Origin of the sequence: Caproiciproducens faecalis (assembly GCF_019448085.1) — a bacterium.
Lineage (GTDB): Bacteria > Bacillota > Clostridia > Oscillospirales > Acutalibacteraceae > Caproiciproducens > Caproiciproducens faecalis.
Genome location: NZ_JAGFNZ010000003.1, coordinates 228498 through 249486, shown reverse-complemented (window position 1 = coordinate 249486; position 20989 = coordinate 228498). Strand labels below are relative to the sequence as shown.

Below are 20989 nucleotides of genomic sequence, written 5' to 3'. Positions count from 1 at the left end.
TCCTAACTGCAGGTTACATATTGCCCGTTGCGAGCATAATGGCTGAAAGCGCCGCGATGGGCGCGGTTTCCGTGCGGAGAATGCGCGCGCCGAGCGTACCGACGGCCGCACCGTTTTCCACCGCAAAATCGACCTCACTTTGTTCAAATCCGCCCTCCGGCCCGATAAAGACCGCCAGTTCCCGGGTCTCTCCGTTGACAAGCTTCGCGATGCTCTGCCCGCCGCCTTCAAAAAAGAGGATGATCTTCCCGGCTTTTGCCGCCTGCTCCACTGCCTGCCGGAAGCTTGTCAGCGGGGCAACCTGTGGAATGATGCCCCTGCCGCTCTGTTTTGCGGCTTCTTCCGCAATTTTCTGCCAGCGGACGATTTTTTTTGCCGCCGCTTTTTCGTCCGGCTTTGAAACGCAGCGCGCGGTCATAACCGGCACAATTTTTACCGCGCCCGTCTCTACCGACTTCTGCACAATACTGTCCATTTTATCCGCTTTGGGCAGCCCCTGGTACACGGTTACAAGGGCGCTCGGCTCCGCGACACTCCTGCAGAAATTCAGAACGCGCACGACTACCTGGTCGTCCGCCACGCTTTCGATTTCGCCGTTATAATCCGTTCCGATACTGTCGCAGAGAATCAGGCTTTCGCCGGGCTGCATCCGCAGCGACCGCGCAATGTGGCGGGCGTCCTCTCCGGTGATGAACGCGCGTTCCTGTGGAACGTAATCAATAAAAAATCTGGGCATAATTCACCTCAAGTATATGATAAAACTAATTGACCGCTAAACTTTTGTCGCCGCAGCGTTTTCCCCAGTGCGGACTCTTTTAAAAGTATAGCCTCTTCTTTGCAGTAATTATACCATAGGAATCCGTAATAATAAAGAAGAGGCCCCGCACGGTACCGTGCGGGGCCTCTATAAAAACAGGATGAATAAAATCAGGAAATGATTGCCAGAATGATGAAGTTCAGAACAAACAGACCTGTGGCAACCCAGAGAATCGGATGAATTTCCTTTGCCTTGCCGCGAACGACCTTAATCAGGCAGTAGAAGATAAATCCGGCTGCGATACCGTAGGAAATGCTGTAGCAGAACGCCATAAAGATACCGGCGAAGAATGCGGGGGTCGCTTCTTCCAGATTGGTCCACTCAATCTCTTTAAAGGAGCTGAGCATCATGATACCGACAACAATCAGGGCGGGAGCGGTGGCGGCGGAAGGAACAGCGCTGATTAAAGGAGCAAAGAATGCGCTGATAATGAACATCGCCGCGGTTACAACGCTGGTCAGACCGGTACGGCCGCCGGCGCCGATACCGGCTGCGCTCTCAACATAAGTGGTGGTGTTGGAAGTGCCGAAAATTGCGCCGATGGAAGTTGCGGTTGCGTCGGCAAACAGGGCCTTGTCCATCTTGGACTTAAAGCCGGTGCTGGTCTCAAGCGCCTTCTGATCTTCAGCGGTGAAGATGCCGGTCTTGCGGCCGGTGCCGATAAAGGTGCCGATGGTGTCGAATGTATCGGAAAGGCTGAACGCGAAAATAGTCATGAGTACAAGCGGAATCTTTGACGGATCTGAGAACAGGGAAACCATACCGGGGTTGCCGAAAGCGGCGCCGAAGGTCTCCGGCAGCTGAGAGCAGGCTTCTGCAAATCCCATGCTCTGACCCATCGTTGTAACACCCATAGGAATACCGATAATGGTGGTTACGGCAATACTAATCAGAATAGCGCCCTTGACGTTCTTAACCAGAAGAACGACAGTCAGTGCCAAACCGAACAAAGCAAGAAGCACAACGGGTGCGTTCAGCTTTACAATGGCCGGAACCGCAGCGCTGGAAGCGATAACGGTTTTGCTGTCCAAAAGAAGATAGGTGCCCGGGTCGGAGGTGAACTGAATCAGTCCGGCGTTTTTAATGCCGATGTAGGCGATAAAAATACCGATACCGCCGCCGATGGCATTCTGAAGGCTTTCCGGAATGGATTTGATGATAAGTTTGCGGATTTTGGTCACTGTGATTAAAATATTGACAAGACCGCAGATGAAAACCATAGCGAGTGCTTCCTGCCATTGGAAATGCAAGCCAAAACACACGGTAAAGACAAAGAAAGCGTTAAGGCCCATGCCCGGCGCCTGTGCGTAAGGAACATTGGCGAACAATCCCATGATGAGAGTACCGATTACGGAAGCAATAATGGTCGCAAGGAATACCGCTCCCCATTTCATGCCTGTCTGTGACAGCATATTCGGGTTGACGATGATGATGTATGCCATTGCGAAGAAAGTGGTCAAACCTGCCCCGATTTCTGTGCGGGCATTTGTATTGTTGCCCTTTAAGTTAAAGAAATCGCCCTTCGGATGGTATGCTGTTTCTGAACTGCCTGCCATAATTTCTCCTCCTGATAAATAAAAATAAAAGTGCCCGACAAACATTGCCGGGTTCAAACACGATTTATTTATAGTATAGAGCTTTGGTCAGGATATGACAATGTGATATTTACACAAACTTTTGGATTTAGAAACAATTTATTCATACTTTTTGAGGAAATTTGGTCATGAAAATGCAAAAAATTAAATTTCCACACTTATTTTAGAGCATTCTATCATAAAGTATGCATGAAACCGCTTTCAAGCTGCAAAAAGCATAAAATGAGCGGCGACCTCCCTGAGAAGCCGCCGCTGTAGATCAATGAAATTATTTCAGGTTGTTTTTCAGAATATCGAGCTGATCGTGAAGCTCCTTCGGAAGTTTGTCGCCAAACTTCTTGTAGAATTCCTCAATTCCCTCGGCCTCTTTGACCCACTGGTCATTCTTAATCTCAAGAATGCTCTTCAGGGTATCTATGCTGAAGTCAAGGCCTTCCAGGTTAATATCTTCCGCCTTCGGAACAAAGCCGATCGGTGTTTCAACAGCGTCTGCTTTTCCTTCGCAGCGGTTGACAATCCACTCAAGAACGCGGAGGTTGTCACCGAAGCCCGGCCAAATAAAGTGGCCTTCGTCGTCAAGACGGAACCAGTTGACGTTGAAGATCTTCGGAGCTTTTTCGCCGAGCTTTGCGCCCATTTCGATCCAGTGCTTGAAGTAGTCGCCCATATGGTAACCGCAGAACGGAAGCATGGCCATCGGGTCGCGGCGGACTACGCCGACTGCACCGGTAGCGGCTGCGGTTGTTTCAGAAGCCATAATGGAACCGACAAACACGCCGTTGTTCCAGTCGCGGGACTGATAAACCAGCGGAGTGGTCTGTGCGCGGCGGCCGCCGAAGATGATGGCGGAAATCGGAACGCCCGCACCCTTGTCAAATTCAGGACTGACGCAGGGGCAGTTCTTTGCGGGAGCGGTAAAGCGGCTGTTCGGATGAGCGCCCTTCTGGTCGGAAGTAGTGCCATCCCAGGGTTCACCCTTCCAGTTGAGGGCGTTCTTCGGAGGATTCTTGTCAAGGCCTTCCCACCAGACGGTGTTGTCGTCAAGGTTGTGCGCAACATTGGTGAAAATAGTGCCCGACATTGTGGATGCAAGCGCGTTCGGGTTGGACTTTGCGTTTGTGCCGGGAGCGACGCCGAAGAATCCGTTTTCAGGATTGATGGCATACAGTCTGCCGTCCGGGCCCTGACGCATCCAGGAGATATCGTCGCCGACAGTCCAGACCTTGTAGCCCTTCGCGCGGTAGCCTTCCGGCGGAATCAGCATAGCCAGATTGGTCTTGCCGCAGGCGGACGGGAACGCAGCAGCGACGTATTTGATATCGCCCTGAGGATTCTCAATACCGAGAATCAGCATATGCTCCGCCATCCAGCCCTCGGTCTTGCCAAGGTAGGAAGCGATGCGCAGTGCAAAGCACTTTTTGCCCAGCAGAACGTTTCCGCCGTAGCCGGAGTTGACGGAAATAATGGTGTTGTCTTCCGGGAAATGGCAGATGTATCTCTTTTCCGCGTCGATTTCGCACTTGCAGTGCAGACCTTTTACCCAGTCGGTGCTGTCGCCCAGCGTATCCCAAACCTTTTGGCCTACGCGGGTCATAATTGCCATATTTAATACAACATAGATTGAATCTGTAAGTTCAACGCCGATTTTTGCGAGCGGTGACCCAATCGGGCCCATGGAGTAAGGAATGACGTACATGGTACGGCCCCTGTAGCTGCCCCTTGCAATATCATAGAGCATCTTATAGGCGTCCTGAGGGTCTTTCCAGTGGTTGGTCGGGCCTGCATCCTCTTCTTTGCGGGAGCAGATAAAGGTTCTGTCCTCCACGCGGGCGACGTCGTTTATCGCAGTGCGGTGCAGGTAGCAGCCCGGGAGTTTTTCCTGATTCAGCTTGATAATTTCTCCCGAAGTACAGGCTTCGGCGCGCAGTGCTTCAAGCTGATCCTCTGACCCGTCAATCCAGACTAATTTGTCCGGACCAACAAGTGCTTTCATTTCCTCAATCCAATTTAAAACGGACTTGTTGCTTGTCATAACTCATTTCTCCTTCCGGTCCAATGACCTTCCAAAATTGATGATATTAGATCTCATTATAATACATTGTATTATTTTAATCAATGTTGAAATAATGAAATTGTTAAAATTTTACCATAAGAAATGCACAAAGCTTTTGTTCCACTTTTGGAGGATTTTCAGCGGCCGCCGTCAATCGGCATTGCCGCGCAGGCGTTCAGGTCCATGGAAGCGGTGTTTCCTGCAAGAAACTCGTAGTATCCCTGCGCACCGACCATGGCGGCGTTGTCCCCGCAAAGGCTGAGTTCCGGCATATAGAATTGCCAGCCCCGGTCGGCGCATTCTTTTTGCAGACGTTTCCTCAATAGCGAATTGGCGGAAACGCCGCCCGCAATCACCAGCTTGGTGCTGCCGGTGTCCTGCGCGGCTTTCACAAAATTCTTTACCAGGCAGTCGACTACCGCCTTGCGGAAAGAGGCCGCCAGATCTTCTACCGGCAAAGCCTGCCCTTTCTGCTCCGCGTTGTGGATCAGGTTAATCACCGCCGTTTTCAGCCCGGAAAAGCTGTAATCATACGGGGAACCGTCCACCGTGGGATGCGGCAGCTGAAACGCCTTTGGGTTTCCGCCTTCGGCGCGTTTGTCCATTTCCACCCCGCCGGGATACGGCATTCCCATGGCTCTTGCGGCCTTGTCAAAGGCTTCGCCCGCGGCGTCGTCGCGCGTACGGCCCAGAATAGAAAGATCCGTATAATCTTTTACCTCCACAATATGGCTGTGGCCGCCGGAAACAATCAGGCACAAAAACGGCGGTTTCAGTTCCGGCGAGGTAATGTAGTTTGCCGCGATGTGCGAACGGAGATGGTGCACCGGCACAATCGGCTTTCCGGAGGACATGGCAAGCCCCTTCGCAAAATTCACGCCCACCAGAAGCGCGCCGATCAGCCCGGGCGCGTAGGTCACAGCAATGGCATCGACTTCCTCCAGCCTCATTCCCGCGTCGTCAAGCGCTTTTTGTGTAACGCCGACAATTGCTTCACAGTGACGGCGCGACGCGATTTCCGGCACGACGCCGCCGTATAATTTGTGTTCCTCCACCTGTGAAGCAACCACCGAAGACAGAACGGTTCTGCCGTTTTCCACCACTGCGGCGGCGGTTTCGTCGCAGGAGCTTTCCAGTGCTAAAATCCGCATTCTCTATTTTCCCCTTATTTTTAAAATAAAACCATACGACCCGCTGTCAATCAATTTTTTAAAAGGTTTTTGTCATCAGCAGCGCGTCCTCTTTCGGATCGGTGTAAAAATTTTTTCTGACCCCTACAGGCAGAAAACCAAGCCCGCTGTAAAGCGCAATGGCGGCCGCGTTGCTCGGCCGAACCTCGAGCGTAATAAATTCCGCGTTGTGATTGACCGCGTAATCCATTAAATACCGCACCAGCGCCCGCGCGGTTCCCATCCGGCGGCAGGATGGATGGACGCAGACCTTGTCAATATAGCATTCCCCGCAGACGCAGTGCATCCCGGCACAGCCGACCGTTTCTCCATCCCGCTGCGCCGCGGCAAAAACAGCCGTGTCGCTGAAAAGCTCGGCGCGAAGTCCTTCCCGCGACCACGGGTCCGAAAAGCAGAGCGCGTCAATTTCGACCAGCGCGTCCAGATGCTCTTCCCCCATCGGTACGATTTGCACCCCGCTCATCCCGGCACCTGCCCCGACTGAAGATCAATCAGCCGCACCGCGTGCCTCGCAACCTGTATCAGAATGAAAAGCATTATCACCGCCAGAAGCTGCACGCTGAAGAAATCCGTGTTGAACAGATTGTGGCAGACGGCGTAGGTGGAGCTCAGCACCGTGACCACCGGCACATAGAGCATTTTTGGAAAATAAAACGCAAAGATGACCGCCAGGATGTCCGCCAGATAAAAGTACCGCTCATGCATATGGGGGAGGATGAACGGCAGAAACAGCGCAAAAAAAAGCGCCATTGTAACAAACAGTTCGTCCGTAAAAACAAACTTCTTCTTATAAAGGTAGAACAGCGCGGTGACGGTCAGCGCTCCGGCAAACATCACCGCAGCGGCGCTGATGTACTCCGGCGTGTCCTCCGGCAGCCAGGTGTACAGGTTCGGCAGGAACATGGCAATCATTTTATACTGCCCCGCCTGAGAAAAATACACCGTCAGCAGTTCTTTCATGCTGCGCCCCAGGAACATCGCGGGTAAGACAGCCAACAGGTAAACAAACGGGATTATCAGAAAAGTACTGATCTTTACCCGCCGCTTAATCAGCAGAAGCAGCAGAAACGGCGCGAGAAATACCGCCTGCAATTTAAAGATAAACGCAATTGCGTACGCGGCAACCGCCTGGTACTCCTTATCCACCATGAAATAGTACACGCAGGCAACGAGCGCGGCGGTAAAAATCGCGTCGCACTGCCCCCAGACCGCCGAATTCAGCACGACACTGGGCAGGAATAAAGCAACAGCGTAGGCCATGACCCCATACAGGGGGTCTTCGAACTTCAGGCGAACCGTTTTCATCACATAATAAGCAAGAGCAATGTCCGCCAGACTGGAAACCAGCTTAATGGCGACCAGCCCGGAAACAGGGAAATATGTAAAACCGGCGAGAAGATAGAGATAGGTCGGCATATAGTCGCCGATATTCATCCCCACAGCCGCAAAGCCACCGTTGTCCTTCAGCGCGGCATACCATCCCTGCAAAAACTGGTGGTAATCCCCCGATTCAAACGGAAAAAGCAGAAAACGGCACAGCATGGCCAGTACCGTAATCAGAACAAGGAAGCCCATGTTCTCAAACTGTTCGTTTGTCAGCTCTCTGTGCTTATGCAATTTTCTCCCACCTTTTTATAAATCAGAAAATCAAATTCCAGATGCGTTTGAAGCGTCCGTACCTGTTTCAGCCTTTCAGCCCCGTCCTGCCCGGTCTTATAGTAATAGGGCGTCATGGTGAACAGGTCCTGAATCATCTGATTGCCAGTTATTTCGGCGTCGGTCTCCACCGGCACACGGTTAAGAAACTGAAATCCGCCGTATTCCGCTTCAATGGACTCATTTTCATACGGCGCGTCATACAGAATTTCTTTTAATCCGTACAGATGCCGCCGCCCCGGAACGGCTAGAATCAGAGTTCCGCCCGGTTTGAGTACACGGTTCAGCTCGCTTTCCACCACAGGCGCGAACACATCCAGAACAAAGTCCGCGGCACCGTTTGAAACCGGGATTCCAAAGCTGCTGGCGACGGCAAAGGAAATCTGTTTGTATTTTTTTGCGGCAGCCTTCACCGCGAACTTCGAAATATCAAACCCAAAAACCTGCGGGGCAAAGCCGTGGGACACAAGGTCGTCACAGAGCCGTCCGGTATAGTAACCCTCCCCGCAGCCCGCGTCAAGAATGATTGGACTTTTTGCGGGGGAATATTCGCACACCAGCTCGTTCAGTTTATCGCTGAAAAGCCGGTAGGCGCCGGATTCCAGAAAGCGGCGGCGCGACGCGATCATTTCCTTGTTATCTCCCGGAATTTTGGAATGCATTTTGTTCGGCGGCAGAAGATGGATATAACCCTCCGCCGCAAGATCGTAGCTGTGCCCGTTCGGACAGACACAGGCTTTGGGGAGTCTGTCCAGCTTTTCCCCACAAACGGGGCAGGTAAAAATCGTCATGCCTTCGCCTCGTACCAGGTCTTTCCGATTTTCGCCTCGGCCACCATGGGTACGGAAAGAGAAACGGCGTTTTCCATTTCCTCCGTCAGAATCCGCGCGGCCTTTTCCGCCTCTTCCTTCGGGGACTCCACGATCAGTTCATCGTGCACCTGCAAAATTAAGCGCGACTGCATTCCCTCTTTTTGCAGCCGGTTTTCCACTTTAATCATCGCGATTTTAATAATATCGGCGGCAGCGCCCTGTATCGGCATATTGCGCGCAACCCGTTCGCCGAACGAACGCATGTTAAAGTTGCTTGAGGTCAGCTCCGGCAGGTAGCGCCGGCGGCCGAACATGGTTTCAGCGTAGCCGGTTTCCTTTGCCCGCGCAACGACCTCCTTCATATATTCATCAATACCGGAGTAATGGGCAAGGTAATCATGAATATAGGTTTCCGCTTCTTTCCGCGTAACATGGATATTTTTCGCGAGGGAGAACGCGCCGATTCCGTAAACAATACCGAAGTTGACTGCTTTGGCGCGGCTGCGCATTACCGGAGTGACCATCTGCTCCGGCATATGAAACACCTGCGCCGCCGTGCTGCGGTGAATATCGTCGTTATTCAGGAAAGCCTGTATCATGTTTTTATCGTTGGCAACGTGCGCCAGAACGCGCAGTTCAATCTGGGAATAGTCCGCGTCCACCAGCACCCAGCCTTCGCGCGCGACAAAGAAACGGCGCATTTCCCGGCCCAGCTCGGTCCGTACGGGGATATTCTGCAGATTCGGCTCCGTGGAGCTGATACGGCCTGTTCGGGTCTCCGTCTGGTTAAAACTGGAGTGGATTCTGCCGTCGGGTGCGATCACCTTTAACAAACCCTCGCAGTAGGTGGACTTCAGCTTTGCCAGACTGCGGTAATTCAGCACCAGTTCGACCGCCGGGTGTTCATAGCGCAGGTTTTCCAGAATTTCCACCGCGGTGGAATAACCGCTTTTCGTCTTCTTGCCGTGGCTCAGCCCCAGCTTTTCAAAAAGCGCTTCGCCCAGTTGTTTGGGGGAATTAATATTAAACTCGTAGCCGACGGCTTCATAAATCTGCGTCTGAATCGTATCGATCTGCTTCTGCAGCACTTCCCCGTAAGCTCGGATTCCATCCTCGTCCACGTCAAAGCCGACGGTTTCCATATGGGCAAGCACCTCGGCGAGCGGCATTTCAATGTTGTTCAGCAGCTCCGTCTGATTTTTCTTGCCGATTTCGTTTCCCAACACATCCGCAAGAGCGGGCATCACAGAAGCGTCTGTCAGCCGGGCATCCTCCTGCCGGGTCAGGGAAACACCGTACTCCTGTGCCAGCCGGGCCGGTTCATAGCCGGACGCGGACGGGTTGAGCAGATAGGCCGCCAGCATCGTGTCTATCCCCGGATTTTTCAATTCGATGCCCTTCGCCAGCAGAGCGGCGTAAAGAGGTTTGATGTCATGCGTGTTTTTCCGGATGGTTTCCTCTTCACAAAGCTGTTTGATAAAATCGAGGTCATCCACCTTGTGAATCCGGCTTCCGCTGTTAATATAAAGCGTCAGATTCCCGCCGTCATAGGAAGCGATAACATCGGCGCGGCCTGCTTTTTTCAGCTCTCTGAAAAGCGCAGCGGTATCCGTGTTTTCCACCACGTCCGCTGCGGTCTCCTCCGCTTGCTCCCCCTCCGGCGCGGCGGCAGATTCGCGCAGCCCCATTTTGTCAATTAAGGAGAAAAACTCCAGTTTTGCCATCAGCCGCGCGGCGCCGTCATTGTCCCACTGCTTCGGGATATAGTGCGAAATTTCCGTATCAATCGGCGCGTCCGTGCGGATGGTTCCCAAATATCGGCTCAGATAGGCCGTTTCCTTATCTTTTATCAGTTTCTGACGCATGCCCTCTTTTATGTCGAGCGTGTCGATCTCTTTATAAATGGAATCCAGATCGTGGAACCGCTGAATCAGATCGCCCGCGCCTTTCGGGCCGATGCCCGCAACGCCCGGAATATTGTCCGACGAGTCGCCTTGAATCGCCTTAATATCGATCATCTGCTTCGGGGTCACGCCGTAATCCTCCATGATTTTGGCTTCATCGTAAACCGTAACCTGCGGCTGACCCAATTTCGTGGCGGCAAGACGGACGCTGACGTGCGGCCCGACCAGCTGAAGACTGTCACGGTCGCCGGTGGCAAGGATGCACTCGTCCCCGCTTTCCGAGCAGCGGTGCGCCAACGTACCGAGAATATCGTCGGCCTCAAAGCCCTCGCACTCCACCAGCCGGTAGCCTAAAAGCTGAAGCAGCTCCTTGAGGTTGGGAAGCTGCTGGGCCAGCTCTTCGGGCATCCCCTTGCGCTGTGCCTTGTACCCCGCGTATTCCTTGTGGCGGAAGGTCGGCGCGCGCATGTCGAACGCGATGGCGACCGCGTCCGGGGCGGTTTCGTTTTTCAGTTTCTGCAGCATGGTCAGAAAACCGTAAATTCCGTTGGTAAAAACCCCCTCTTTTGTGGTTAGAAGGCGAATGCCGTAAAACGCACGGTTCAATATGCTGTTTCCGTCAAGTACAAGCAGCTTCATGTTGTTCTCCTTTTTTCGCGGTATCATCTGCGGGCAGAGCGGAAGGCCAAAAAGGCCCGCCGAAAAGCCTCGCTTCTTTTCGAACATATACATTGGTATTATATCACTTTCCAAAGAAAAAAATAAGTGTTATAATGAACGCGGATTTTAAAACAGAAAGGAATTTTGCATGAAAATCGGCAATTTACAAATAGATGGCTATGCCGTGCTCGCTCCCATGGCCGGCGTGGCCGACCGGGCTTTCCGTGAAACCTGCGTGCGGTTCGGCGCGTCCTATGTGGTCAGCGAGATGGTCAGCTCCAAGGGGCTTCAGTTCAACGACAAAAAGACCGGCGCGCTGATGGAGCTGAGTGGCGCGGAACGCCCCGCGGGTATCCAGCTTTTCGGCAGCGAACCCGCCGTAATGGCCGAGGCGGCAGTAAAGGCGATGGAGTACCGGCCGGACGTCATCGACATCAATATGGGCTGTCCCGCCCCGAAGGTAAGCTGCAACGGTTCCGGCAGCGCACTGATGAAGAACCCCGAGCTGTGCGGGGAAATCGTAGCGGCGGTGAAGAAAGCCGTACCGGTTCCGGTAACAGCCAAAATGCGCAAGGGGTGGAACAGCGATTCCGTCAACGCGGTAGAGGTCGCCAGAATCTGCGAAGCCGCCGGAGCGGACGCCGTCACTGTTCACGGCCGCACACGCGAGCAGATGTATGCCCCGCACGCGGACTGGGAAATCATCCGTCAGGTGAAGCAGGCGGTCAAAATTCCCGTCATCGGCAACGGCGACGTGGTCTCCGCGCAGGCTGCCGCACAGCTGCTGGAGCAAACCGGCTGCGACGCGGTGATGGTCGGGCGGGAGGCGCTGGGAAATCCGTGGATTTTTGCCCAGATCAACGCCTACCTGACCGATTCCTGCCGCATTCTCCCCCCGCCGGAACTTCACGAGCGTATTCTGGTCATGATGCAGCATATTGAGCTGATGTGCAAGTACAAGGGCGAGCACCGCGCCATGAACGAGGCGCGCAAACATGTCGGTTGGTACTTGAAGGGGATGAAAAACGCCGCTTCCTTCCGCCGCAGGGCGGGCAGTCTGGAAAGCTGGGCGCAACTGGAGGAGCTGACGCGAGATATTCTGGAAGCAAACAGCGAACTCCAATAACCGAACAGACAGCAAAACCGCCGGGGGACAAGCCTCCGGCGGTCATTTTATTTTCTTTACTTTTCCATATAGATAACAGCGAAGGTTCCCGGCCCGCAATGTACCGAAACGGAACAGCCGCAGTCACAGACGATAATTTCCTCAAAATTCTGGTATTCCATAATCTTTTGTCTGACCGACTCAATGGTTTCGGCGTCTACATCATAGTGGGCGATCATCAGGCGGGAAAGATCAATGTTTTGGGCATCCTTGAGCCTGTCCTCCACCAGATTGCAGACCGCCGATTTCAGGCTGCCGCGGTACTTTTTGGCAACGCCCATCTTTCCGTCCTTCACATCGATGCAGGGCTTGAGGTTCAGCAGGTTCGCTCCCAGCGCCTGCACCCCGGTGCAGCGTCCGCCCTTATACATATAAAGAAGCGTACTGATGACGCAGGTGGTGCGTACCTTTCCGGTCATCGCCCCGACCTGCTCCGCAATTTGAGCCGCGGTGAATCCCTGATCTCTAAGCTCGGCCGCTTTGACGGCGAGGATACCCATGCCGCTGGACACGTTGCGGGAATCCACGGGATAAACGCCTTCAAATTTTTCGGCGGCCATCTTTGCGATGTTCGGCGTTACGGTCAACTCCGCGCTGATGCTGAAATGTACGACTTCCCAGCCTTCGTCCGTCCATTTGCGGTAAAACTCCTCGTAATACGCAGGAGTGGGCGCAGAAGTAGTGGGAAGCTGCCCCGTCTTTTTATAGTACTCAAACAGATCCGGCGTATGGATGGTTACCCCGTCCAGATACGATTGATCGCCCAGATTCACGTTGAGCGGAATGACTTCAATCCCGTAACGTTCCAGCATCTGCGCATTCAAATCACAGGTGCTGTCGGCTGCAATTTTTACCTTTCGCTGCATAGTCCCTCCTATTTTTCCTTGTAAAACAAAACAAGCGTGTTGGGGCCGGTGTGAACCGTCATACTGCACCCTGCGCGCGTTGTGAGAACCTGCCTGAACTTTCCGCTTTCCTTTACCATTCTGACTACGCTGTCCAGAAGCGACTGATCCATCCCCGTGGTAGAGACAAACGCCCGCTCGTCGTCCATATTCGGCTGGTCAAGTACAAAACGGATATATTCCTTACAGACCTGCGTGAAATTCCCCCGGAATTTCCGCCGCACGGAAAGCACGCCGTGGGTATCCAGCAGAAGGCAGGGACGCAGCTTCAACAGGTTCGCCCCGAACATCTGCAGCATGGTGGCCCGTCCGCCCCGGTAAGCAAATTCCAGTGTATCCAAAAGGACATTGGTGCGGATTTTTGTTTTGTCTATTTCCATTTTATCGTAAATCTCTTTTGCGGACATCCCCGCGTCGCGCATGTCCGCGGCCCGGAGCACCAGAAGTCCCTGAGCGGAGCTCAGAGTAAACGTATCCACCACATAGACATTGTCAAACTCCTGCGCGGCGATAGCGGCATTTTGATAGGATGAGGAAAATTTGGAATTCATTGCGATATGAACCACATCGTTGCCGTTTTCCACCTGTTTCTTAAACAGCTCAAAAAAATCGGCGGGCGGGGGAGCTGCTGTTTTGGGAAGCCGATGGGTTTTTTCGTAATTTACAAAAAGGTCGTCCGGCCCGATTTCAAAAACATCCCTGCGAGTGCGGCCTTCCACCGTAATATACAGCGGTACAATTTCAATCTTGTACTGTTTATATAAATCCGGAAATAAATCGCAGGCACTGTCGGTGCTGATAATAACGCCCATAATCGCACTCCCATTATCATTTTGCATACTAATTTTTTAATTATATCATTATAAACCCGTTTTTTCAATGTTCTGCCGGCGCAAGACTCTTTCTGTGGAAATTTTACAGAAAATTCACAGTTGTATGGAACGCATAATATATGATATGATATGTTTATATCTGCAATCATCATTGAGAGGATTTGTGAACAATGAATATAAAGTCAAAAAGATTTGTAACGGTGTTTCTGACACTGATTTTTGCGGTCACGGTGTTTACGCTGACTGCTTTTGCGGAAGGCAATCCTTCAGCGCAGGTGGACCCGCCCACACAGGAAATATCCAGTACGGTTTCTCCCGGAGACGGCACGGCCACTCAGCCCGGTGACGGCACTACCACTCAGCCCGGCGACGGCACCGCCACTCAACCCGACGACGGCACCACCACTCAGCCCGGCGACGGCACCACCACTCAGCCCGGAGACGGCACGACTACACAACCCGACGACGGCACCGTATCCAGCAAACCGGAGACATCCTCTTCCGAATCCCCCACAACTACTTCTTCCAGCAAAGCTCCAGTGGTCAACCATTATGTCGATACCCACACCAATCAGGTAGAACAAAGGGCGTCCCAAGCGGCGCAGACCATCAGCGATCCGGACGTGCTCTCTTCTCAGGACTGGGGCGAGCTCCTTTCCAGCGGGGAAAGCGCTTCCTCGGGCGAAGCGGTTCAGGCCGGCGGAACCGTCAGCAGTGAACCCGAATCCCCGTCGGGGATCGGCGGCGTATCTTGGCTTTTAATTCTGGGCGTTGTGCTGATCGTACTTGCGCTCTGCGGAATCGGCTTGTTTATTTACCTTCAGTTTTTTTTTCAGGAACGCCAGAAAAACCTAAAGTTCGCTCCCGCCGGCAACGCCAAAAAGCAGGAAGAGCCGGCCGCCTTTGAGGACATCAGCTCTTACAGCGAGGAAGCACAGCATCCGAGCGAACCTGTATCCGACGAAACCCGTACCTTTACTGACATTCAGTCCCGCTCATCGGAACCCGTAAAGGCACCCGCCGCGGCGAAAACCCCACAGGCCGCAAAAAACCGCCCCGCCGCAAAACCGCACCCGGACAAAAAGCCGGTAAAGTCCGATCTGGATGAGACCGCTCCCATCCCGCAGGACCTATCGAGCCGTAGCAAACCGTCCGCTCCTTCTGCTGACCGGAGTGCTTCTCCAAAATCACAGGCACAGCCGGTAAAGGACAGTGATTTTGACTGGGAAAAATTCTTCAACGAAGAAAAATAACAAGAATCCGCAGAGCTTTCTCTGCAGATTCTCTCAATAAAAGCGCTTTGTCCCGGCTGTTTTCCCGGACAAAGCGCTTTTCTGTTTCAATATGGTTTTTTACTTTCCCACCGAATTCAGCCCCGTGGTGAACCGGATACTCTTTCCGTCGCATTGTGCCAGAACGGTTTTTTGCTGGTCGGTACGGTAAATGGTGACGCCCGCTTTCTGCAGCCGGGAAATCACTTCCTTGTGCGGGTGGCCGTAATCGTTGTTTAGTCCGCAGGAAATCACCGCGGTTTTCGGATTTGCGGCCTTTAAGAAGGCGGCGCTGGTAGAGGTGGAGCTGCCGTGATGTCCGCATTTCAGTACATCGCACCGCAGGTCATAGCCCTTTGCCACCATTTCTTTTTCGCTGTCCGACTCTGCGTCCCCGGTAAACAGGAATTTTTTTTCGCCGCTGGTCAGCATTGCAACAATGGAATAGCTGTTGAGGTCATCGTATTTTGCGGAGTTCGGCGCCAGAATTTCCAGCTTTTCATCCCCGTTGTGAACGATCACTGTTCCCGCTTTTGGGGCGGTAATCTTCAGCCCTTTTTTATCTATGGCAGTCAGCAGCTTTTCATAAGCAGCCGTAGTGGGAATCTGGCTGTCCGGGATGCGGGGCATATAGATTTGCCCAATTTCAAAACGGCTGACGATTTGCTCCATCCCGCCGATATGGTCGGCATGCGGATGCGTTGCAACCAGACAGTCAATTTTGGAAACGCCCAGATCCGCCAGGTAATCGGCAAGCTCCTGCGCCGTTTCCGGGGTACCGGCGTCAATCAGGATATTTTCCCCCGTTTTCAGCCGGATAAGTTCACTGTCCCCCTGCCCCACGTCAAGGAAATAGACGCTTGTGGCGTCCTGCTCCGTCCCGGACAGCTGTGCGCCCGAGGAACTCTGCGGTGCCGAGCCGGCGACCATCCCCGTTCCGCCGCGGGACCCGAACGCCATAGCCGCCGAAATCGCGGCAAGAATCAGCAGCGAAACCCATAAGGAATATTTTTGCTTTTTTCTGTATGCCAATCTTGTTCCCCTCTTTTCTCAATGTAGAAAAAGACCGCCCTGACGGGCGGTGCATTTGGGAATTCCGATTATTTGTTTTCTGTTCCGAAAAGATTGAAGCGGAAAAGCTTTGACTCGTCTTCCGGCTTTTCACAGACAATAAAGGCTTCCGCAATTTTGCCGCCTTCTATCAGCTGTGTCAGTCCAACCAGCTGACTGAGTTTGCTCTTGAGGTTAAGGTGATCGCCTTCGCGCGATACCAGAAAAACGTTTCCCTCACACTGGTCAAGTACCTTTAGGAACGCGGGAACATCCACATCGTGCAGCTGCAGCGTAGATGATGTCATAATGAACCTCCTTCAGCGGTGAAATACACCGGTCAGTGATACTAATATCTTCCAAGGCCATTATAACATTTTCTTCCCGATTGTCAATCAGGCCGGTCAGGTTCCCATTTTTTGGGGAAGCTTGCAGTTTTTCGACCGGATGTGCTATAATGCCTATTAATGACTTTAGCAGGTCCGAAAAGCGTCTGAAAACCTGCTATATTAGACAGGAGATTATGGAAATGACCTTCGCACCCGAGTCCGCCATTGTGTTGGGAAATAAAAATGACCTGCCCATGATTTATGAAGACATGAAGCAGCAGTTCCCACCCTGCGAATTGTACCCGTACCCAAAGCTTTTGCAGCTTCTGAACAGCAACCGGTATAAAATTCTGCTGTACCGGCGGCTATCCGACAACGAACTGATCGGATACGCATTCGTTTATACAATCGCGGACAGCAATGTCCTGTGGCTCGACTACCTTGCGGTTCTGAAAAAGCACCATGGCTGCGGATACGGCAGCGCGCTGTTCCGGGCGCTTTGGCAAAAGTACTGCGGTCCGTTCGACGGGATTCTCTTTTCCGTGGAATACGTTTCAGAAACTGATCCGCTGCTTGCCGAGCAGCAGAAAAAGCGCATCCGCTTTTATGAAAAACTCGGCGCGCACCGGCTTCACGCGAAATTCCTTCAGCCCTGTGACGACGGAGGCTTCCCGATGTACCTGTACTTCAAGCCGCGCTGCGGGTACATTACCATCAGCCGTTCCGTCCAGATGCTTTCCATAACCCAAATGTATGAATACTGCTTTTTCTACCTGAAGCACCGGAAAGAGCTACTCCCCCAATTCAAGGACACAATTGTGGATGAAAAGTTCACTGAGGGATAACCTGACCGTCCTGTATCTGCACCACACGGCCCGCCGACGCGGCGATCTTCTCATCGTGCGTAATCAGGATGACCGTTTTTCCTTCCTGATTTAAAGAATTTAATATTTCCATGACCGCCGTGCCGGACTTTGAGTCCAGGTTTCCGGTCGGTTCATCGGCCAGAATAATGGGTGGTTTTGCCGCAATTGCGCGCGCAATGGCCACCCTTTGCTGTTGCCCGCCGCTCATCTGATCGGGTTTGTGGTGCTCGCGGTTGGAAAGTCCCACTTTGCAAAGAGCCTGTTCCGCAAGAGTACGGCGGTCCGCTTTTGGAATTCCACGGTAGAGCAGGGGCAACTCCACATTTTCCAGCGCATCCAGCCCGCTAATCAGATTAAACCCCTGAAAGACAAAGCCAAGCTCACAGTTCCGGATCTGGGTCAGCCGTTTTTCATTCAGCCCGGCCACATTTTCTCCGTCCAGATAATACTCGCCCAAGGTCGGCGTATCCAGACAGCCCAGAATATTCATCAGGGTCGATTTCCCCGAGCCGGACTGGCCGACAATCGCAACAAATTCCCCGGGGCGAATGGATAGGGAAACGCCGTTCAAAGCGCGCACTTCGTTTTCCCCTTTGTTGTATATTTTATAAATATTACTCACTGTAATTAAATCTTCGATTTTGAACACCTCGTTTACAAATATCCCGGAATCGCTTATAATAAAACCAAATAACAGCGTAAAGGGGACAGACTGATGCTTACAAAGTACTGGAAACAATTTAAAAGCGGCACCGACATCCGCGGAGTGGCAAGCGACGGTGTTGAGGGGCAGGAGATCAGCCTCACCGATGAAAATATTGAAAAAATGGCCGCGGGCTTTCTCCTGTGGCTGGAAGCCCATACCGGAAAGAAAGCTTCCCAGCTGACGGTTGCGGTCGGGCACGACTCCCGTATTTCCGCCAACCGGATTCAGGCGGCGGTCACCCGCTCACTTTGCGCGGCGGGTGTCCGTGTACTGGACTGCGGGCTCGCCTCCACGCCGTCCATGTTCATGACCACCGTTGACCTTGGCTGCGACGGTTCTATCCAGATCACGGCAAGTCACCACCCCTTCAACCGGAACGGGCTGAAATTTTTCACCCGGAACGGCGGCCTTGACGCACCGGACATTGAACAGATTCTGCAGCACGCACAGGACGGCAATACCCCCGCCGCCGGCGCGGGCAAAGTGGAAACCGTTGATTATATGGCGCAGTACTGCGCGGCTCTGAGAGAGAAAATCAAATCCGGCGTGAACGCCGCGGACTACGAGCATCCGCTCGCGGGCTTTAAAATTGTGGTGGACGCAGGCAACGGCGCGGGCGGCTTTTACGCACGGGATGTTCTCGCTCCCCTCGGCGCGGACACGAACGGAAGCCAGTTTCTGGAACCGGACGGCACTTTCCCAAACCATATCCCGAACCCGGAAAACGAGGCCGCCATGCAGTCCGTTTGCGCGGCGACCGTTGCGGCAAAAGCGGACATGGGTGTTATTTTTGATACCGATGTTGACAGGGGCGGCGCGGTAGACGCGAAGGGCGACGAAATTAACCGCAACCGGCTGGTAGCCATTGCCTCCGCCATTGCGCTGGAAGGCAACGAAGGCGGTACGATCGTCACGGATTCCATTACCTCGAGCGGGCTGAAAACCTACATTGAGGAAACACTGGGCGGAAAGCACCACCGTTTCAAAAGAGGCTATAAGAACGTTATCAACGAGGCGATCCGCCTGAACGAAGACGGCGTTAACTGTCCGCTGGCCATAGAGACCTCCGGCCACGCCGCTCTGCGAGAGAATTATTTTTTGGACGACGGCGCTTATCTGGTAACAAAAATAATTATTAAAATGGCACAGCTTCGCACGCAGGGAAAAACGCTGGAAAGCCTGCTGGAACCGTTGGCCGAACCGGCGGAAGCCGCGGAGCTGCGCTTCCCGATTTTGGAAGAAAACTTCCGGGAATGTGGCAGCAAAGTCATTTCGGATTTGGAAGCCTACGCCAAACAGCAGCCGGGCTGGCTGATTGCGCCCGACAACCGCGAGGGCATCCGCATTTCCTTTGGGAAAGAGAACGGAAACGGCTGGTTTTTGCTCCGGCTGAGCGTACATGACCCCCTGATGCCGCTGAACATAGAGAGCGACATTCCGGGTGGAAATAAACAGATCGCGAAACAGCTCTACGGCTTTTTGCGCACTTGCTCCGGACTGGATATCTCTCCTCTGGAAAAATATATCGGATAAAAACCAGTAAAGGGACGGCTATCAGCCGCCCCTTTTTTATATCATGCCATCAAATAGACCAGATGCGCCACTCCCGGGATGCTTTCTCCCTGCTGGGAGGAGGTGGGCGACATCAGAGCACCCGTACCCAAAAACAACACCTTGTGCAGTTTACCCGCCATCATCTGCTGCATGATATAGGAGCAGAGCACCGCGCCGGAACACCCGCAGCCGGAACCGCCCGCGTGGACGTCCTGCTTTTCGCGGTCATAAATCATCAGTCCGCAGTCATTGTGTACGGCACTGATGTCGATCTTGTCCTTCATCAGCAGTTCTTCCATCAGGTCGCTGCCGATTCTGCCAAGGTCACCGGTCAGAATCAGGTCGTAATCCTTTGGCGAAGAGCCGGTGTCTGAAAAATAGTCCAGCAGTGTCTGCGCTGCCGCCGGTGCCATGGCGGCCCCCATATTTGCCGCGTCTTTGATTCCGAAATCCGTTATCCGGCCGAAGGAAACGGAATTTACAACGATCTGCCCTTCCTGTTTCTGCTGCGGGGAACCCATTACAATCGCTCCGGCAGCCGTGGCTGTCCACTGCGCCGTAGGCGTGCGCTGCCCGCCGTACTCCAACGGAAAACGGAACTGCCGCTCCGCGGAACAGAAGTGGGAGGAAGTTACCGCAACCGCGTGCCGCGCCGCGCCGGACTCCGCAAACAGCGAAGCGATTGCCAGCGTCTGCGCCATGGTGGAGCACGCGCCGAACTGGCCGAGGAACGGAATGTTCAGACTGCGCAGGCCAAAGGTGGAGGAAATACACTGATTCAGCAAATCCCCGGCCAAAATACAGTCAATATCCGTATTTTTCAGGTTTGCTTTGCCCAGCGCCAACACCACCGCCTCATTTTGCAGGCGGCTTTCCGCTTTCTCCCAGCTTGACTCACCCAGCGTGGTGTCGTTGTGACACTGGTCGTAGTACTCTCCGAGGGGGCCTTCCCCCTCTTTTTTGCCGACGACAGAGGCAAAGCCGAGAATCACCGGCTTACTGCCCATTTCAATCGTATATTTGCCGATTCGGGTAGGCATAGCCATTCCTCCTCATTTTAGTATAAATGGAAAAACCATATAATCAGTCCGTATAAAATCGAAGCCGCAATTCCGTAAACCAGTACCGGCCCGGCTATTACGAACATTTTCCCGCCCATGCCGATCACATAGCCCTCACTCTTGAACTCCATGGCCGGCGCGACAATGGAATTGGCAAACCCCGTAATCGGCACCAGCGTACCCGCTCCGGCGTGCTTGGCAAGATTGTCGTAAATTTTCAGAGCAGTCAACAGCGCGCTGAGCGCGATTAGACTGATGGAAACCCACGCGCGCGCGTCCTTAAGCTCCAAACCGTACCGCACGTACAGATTGGCCAGTGCCTGTCCAAGCGCGCAGATACCGCCGCCGACCACAAAGGCAAAAAACATGTTTTTGCCATATGTTGTTCCGGGCGAAGCCTTATCCGCCATTTTCTTATATTCATTTTTTGATATTGTCATCTTGGCACCTCCTTCGAAAAATATTCTGCCAACCCGCCGCGTAAAATATACGAATCGCGCGTGCTTTTTCATTGTCATCATTGTGAACGCAAACGGAATCGTTTTTTACGCGGTCACAAAAA

General features: G+C 53.2%; 19 protein-coding genes. 4 read left to right on the top strand and 15 right to left on the bottom strand.

The genetic code is table 11. From position 1 onward, the window contains the following. Window positions 1–13: 13 nt before the first annotated feature. The 8 genes from J5W02_RS09880 to polA form a co-directional block, all read right to left on the bottom strand. Window positions 14–736 carry a 16S rRNA (uracil(1498)-N(3))-methyltransferase gene (locus tag J5W02_RS09880; RefSeq protein WP_219965517.1) on the bottom strand — a complete coding sequence of 241 codons (723 nt, stop codon included), beginning with the start codon at window positions 734–736 and terminating at the stop codon, window positions 14–16. 191 nt (window positions 737–927) lie between these two features. Next, window positions 928–2373, bottom strand: a complete 1446-nt coding sequence (locus tag J5W02_RS09875) for an NCS2 family permease (RefSeq protein WP_219965516.1) — start codon at window positions 2371–2373, stop codon at window positions 928–930. Window positions 2374–2680: 307 nt separating this feature from the next. Further along, window positions 2681–4444 carry a phosphoenolpyruvate carboxykinase (GTP) gene (locus J5W02_RS09870; RefSeq protein ID WP_219965515.1) on the bottom strand — a complete coding sequence of 588 codons (1764 nt, stop codon included), beginning with the start codon at window positions 4442–4444 and terminating at the stop codon, window positions 2681–2683. 158 nt (window positions 4445–4602) lie between these two features. Beyond that, window positions 4603–5616 (bottom strand): tRNA (adenosine(37)-N6)-threonylcarbamoyltransferase complex transferase subunit TsaD, encoded by a 1014-nt coding sequence (gene tsaD / locus J5W02_RS09865; protein ID WP_219965514.1) that lies wholly within the window; start codon window positions 5614–5616, stop codon window positions 4603–4605. 58 nt (window positions 5617–5674) lie between these two features. Beyond that, entirely contained in the window at window positions 5675–6118 is a 444-nt protein-coding gene (rimI, locus tag J5W02_RS09860; protein WP_219965513.1) for a ribosomal protein S18-alanine N-acetyltransferase, read from the bottom strand. After that, window positions 6115–7272: a hypothetical protein gene (locus J5W02_RS09855; RefSeq protein ID WP_219965512.1), complete on the bottom strand. Its 1158-nt coding sequence runs from the start codon at window positions 7270–7272 to the stop codon at window positions 6115–6117. The genes rimI and J5W02_RS09855 overlap by 4 nt, the downstream gene beginning before the upstream one ends. Then, on the bottom strand, window positions 7251–8102 hold the full coding sequence (locus J5W02_RS09850) for a putative RNA methyltransferase (RefSeq protein ID WP_219965511.1): 852 nt from the start codon (window positions 8100–8102) through the stop codon (window positions 7251–7253). Before J5W02_RS09850 ends, J5W02_RS09855 begins: the two co-directional genes overlap by 22 nt. Further along, window positions 8099–10666 carry a DNA polymerase I gene (gene polA / locus J5W02_RS09845; protein ID WP_219965510.1) on the bottom strand — a complete coding sequence of 856 codons (2568 nt, stop codon included), beginning with the start codon at window positions 10664–10666 and terminating at the stop codon, window positions 8099–8101. Before polA ends, J5W02_RS09850 begins: the two co-directional genes overlap by 4 nt. Before the next feature lie 169 nt (window positions 10667–10835). On the opposite strand from polA, the gene dusB reads away from it, so the two are divergent. Further along, complete coding sequence (gene dusB / locus J5W02_RS09840; RefSeq protein ID WP_219965509.1) at window positions 10836–11813, top strand: tRNA dihydrouridine synthase DusB; 978 nt, start codon at window positions 10836–10838, stop codon at window positions 11811–11813. A gap of 56 nt (window positions 11814–11869) precedes the next feature. Here the strand turns inward: dusB and J5W02_RS09835 are convergent, their stop codons facing one another. Both J5W02_RS09835 and J5W02_RS09830 read right to left on the bottom strand, forming a co-directional pair. After that, window positions 11870–12718, bottom strand: coding sequence for a DegV family protein (locus J5W02_RS09835; protein ID WP_219965508.1), 849 nt, complete (start codon window positions 12716–12718; stop codon window positions 11870–11872). Between the two features lie 8 nt (window positions 12719–12726). Beyond that, window positions 12727–13569 carry a DegV family protein gene (locus J5W02_RS09830; RefSeq protein ID WP_219965507.1) on the bottom strand — a complete coding sequence of 281 codons (843 nt, stop codon included), beginning with the start codon at window positions 13567–13569 and terminating at the stop codon, window positions 12727–12729. Between the two features lie 191 nt (window positions 13570–13760). Here J5W02_RS09830 and J5W02_RS09825 point away from each other — a divergent pair, with 191 nt between their 5' ends. Further along, the gene (locus tag J5W02_RS09825; protein WP_219965506.1) at window positions 13761–14843 is read left to right on the top strand and encodes a hypothetical protein; all 1083 of its coding nucleotides are present in this window, start codon (window positions 13761–13763) and stop codon (window positions 14841–14843) included. A gap of 99 nt (window positions 14844–14942) precedes the next feature. Here J5W02_RS09825 and J5W02_RS09820 read toward each other — a convergent pair whose 3' ends face one another. Beyond that, window positions 14943–15893, bottom strand: a complete 951-nt coding sequence (locus tag J5W02_RS09820) for a ComEC/Rec2 family competence protein (protein WP_255575673.1) — start codon at window positions 15891–15893, stop codon at window positions 14943–14945. 68 nt (window positions 15894–15961) lie between these two features. Next, window positions 15962–16219 (bottom strand): hypothetical protein, encoded by a 258-nt coding sequence (locus tag J5W02_RS09815; protein ID WP_219965505.1) that lies wholly within the window; start codon window positions 16217–16219, stop codon window positions 15962–15964. A 221-nt stretch (window positions 16220–16440) separates the two neighbouring features. Between J5W02_RS09815 and J5W02_RS09810 the strand changes: the two genes are divergently transcribed. Beyond that, a complete protein-coding gene (locus J5W02_RS09810; protein WP_219965504.1) occupies window positions 16441–17085 on the top strand; it encodes a GNAT family N-acetyltransferase in 645 nt (214 codons plus the stop codon). Here the strand turns inward: J5W02_RS09810 and J5W02_RS09805 are convergent. After that, complete coding sequence (locus tag J5W02_RS09805; RefSeq protein WP_407928370.1) at window positions 17072–17728, bottom strand: ABC transporter ATP-binding protein; 657 nt, start codon at window positions 17726–17728, stop codon at window positions 17072–17074. The genes J5W02_RS09810 and J5W02_RS09805 overlap by 14 nt on opposite strands. A gap of 93 nt (window positions 17729–17821) precedes the next feature. Here J5W02_RS09805 and J5W02_RS09800 point away from each other — a divergent pair, with 93 nt between their 5' ends. Continuing rightward, entirely contained in the window at window positions 17822–19345 is a 1524-nt protein-coding gene (locus J5W02_RS09800; protein WP_219965503.1) for a phosphohexomutase domain-containing protein, read from the top strand. Between the two features lie 41 nt (window positions 19346–19386). On the opposite strand, the gene spoVAD is transcribed toward J5W02_RS09800, so the two are convergent. Then, window positions 19387–20406, bottom strand: coding sequence for a stage V sporulation protein AD (gene spoVAD / locus J5W02_RS09795; protein ID WP_219965502.1), 1020 nt, complete (start codon window positions 20404–20406; stop codon window positions 19387–19389). A gap of 17 nt (window positions 20407–20423) precedes the next feature. Beyond that, window positions 20424–20867, bottom strand: coding sequence for a SpoVA/SpoVAEb family sporulation membrane protein (locus tag J5W02_RS09790; RefSeq protein WP_219965501.1), 444 nt, complete (start codon window positions 20865–20867; stop codon window positions 20424–20426). Window positions 20868–20989: the final 122 nt, after the last annotated feature.

Excerpts from the sequence above, each read along its gene's own strand:
- J5W02_RS09880 (WP_219965517.1), bottom strand. The coding sequence starts at position 736 with ATGCCCAGATTTTTTATTGATTACGTTCCACAGGAACGCGCGTTCATC.
- J5W02_RS09875 (WP_219965516.1), bottom strand. The coding sequence starts at position 2,373 with ATGGCAGGCAGTTCAGAAACAGCATACCATCCGAAGGGCGATTTCTTT.
- J5W02_RS09870 (WP_219965515.1), bottom strand. The coding sequence starts at position 4,444 with ATGACAAGCAACAAGTCCGTTTTAAATTGGATTGAGGAAATGAAAGCA.
- tsaD (WP_219965514.1), bottom strand. The coding sequence starts at position 5,616 with ATGCGGATTTTAGCACTGGAAAGCTCCTGCGACGAAACCGCCGCCGCA.
- rimI (WP_219965513.1), bottom strand. The coding sequence starts at position 6,118 with ATGAGCGGGGTGCAAATCGTACCGATGGGGGAAGAGCATCTGGACGCG.
- J5W02_RS09850 (WP_219965511.1), bottom strand. The coding sequence starts at position 8,102 with ATGACGATTTTTACCTGCCCCGTTTGTGGGGAAAAGCTGGACAGACTC.
- polA (WP_219965510.1), bottom strand. The coding sequence starts at position 10,666 with ATGAAGCTGCTTGTACTTGACGGAAACAGCATATTGAACCGTGCGTTT.
- dusB (WP_219965509.1), top strand. The coding sequence starts at position 10,836 with ATGAAAATCGGCAATTTACAAATAGATGGCTATGCCGTGCTCGCTCCC.
- J5W02_RS09835 (WP_219965508.1), bottom strand. The coding sequence starts at position 12,718 with ATGCAGCGAAAGGTAAAAATTGCAGCCGACAGCACCTGTGATTTGAAT.
- J5W02_RS09830 (WP_219965507.1), bottom strand. The coding sequence starts at position 13,569 with ATGGGCGTTATTATCAGCACCGACAGTGCCTGCGATTTATTTCCGGAT.
- J5W02_RS09825 (WP_219965506.1), top strand. The coding sequence starts at position 13,761 with ATGAATATAAAGTCAAAAAGATTTGTAACGGTGTTTCTGACACTGATT.
- J5W02_RS09815 (WP_219965505.1), bottom strand. The coding sequence starts at position 16,219 with ATGACATCATCTACGCTGCAGCTGCACGATGTGGATGTTCCCGCGTTC.
- J5W02_RS09810 (WP_219965504.1), top strand. The coding sequence starts at position 16,441 with ATGACCTTCGCACCCGAGTCCGCCATTGTGTTGGGAAATAAAAATGAC.
- J5W02_RS09800 (WP_219965503.1), top strand. The coding sequence starts at position 17,822 with ATGCTTACAAAGTACTGGAAACAATTTAAAAGCGGCACCGACATCCGC.
- spoVAD (WP_219965502.1), bottom strand. The coding sequence starts at position 20,406 with ATGCCTACCCGAATCGGCAAATATACGATTGAAATGGGCAGTAAGCCG.
- J5W02_RS09790 (WP_219965501.1), bottom strand. The coding sequence starts at position 20,867 with ATGACAATATCAAAAAATGAATATAAGAAAATGGCGGATAAGGCTTCG.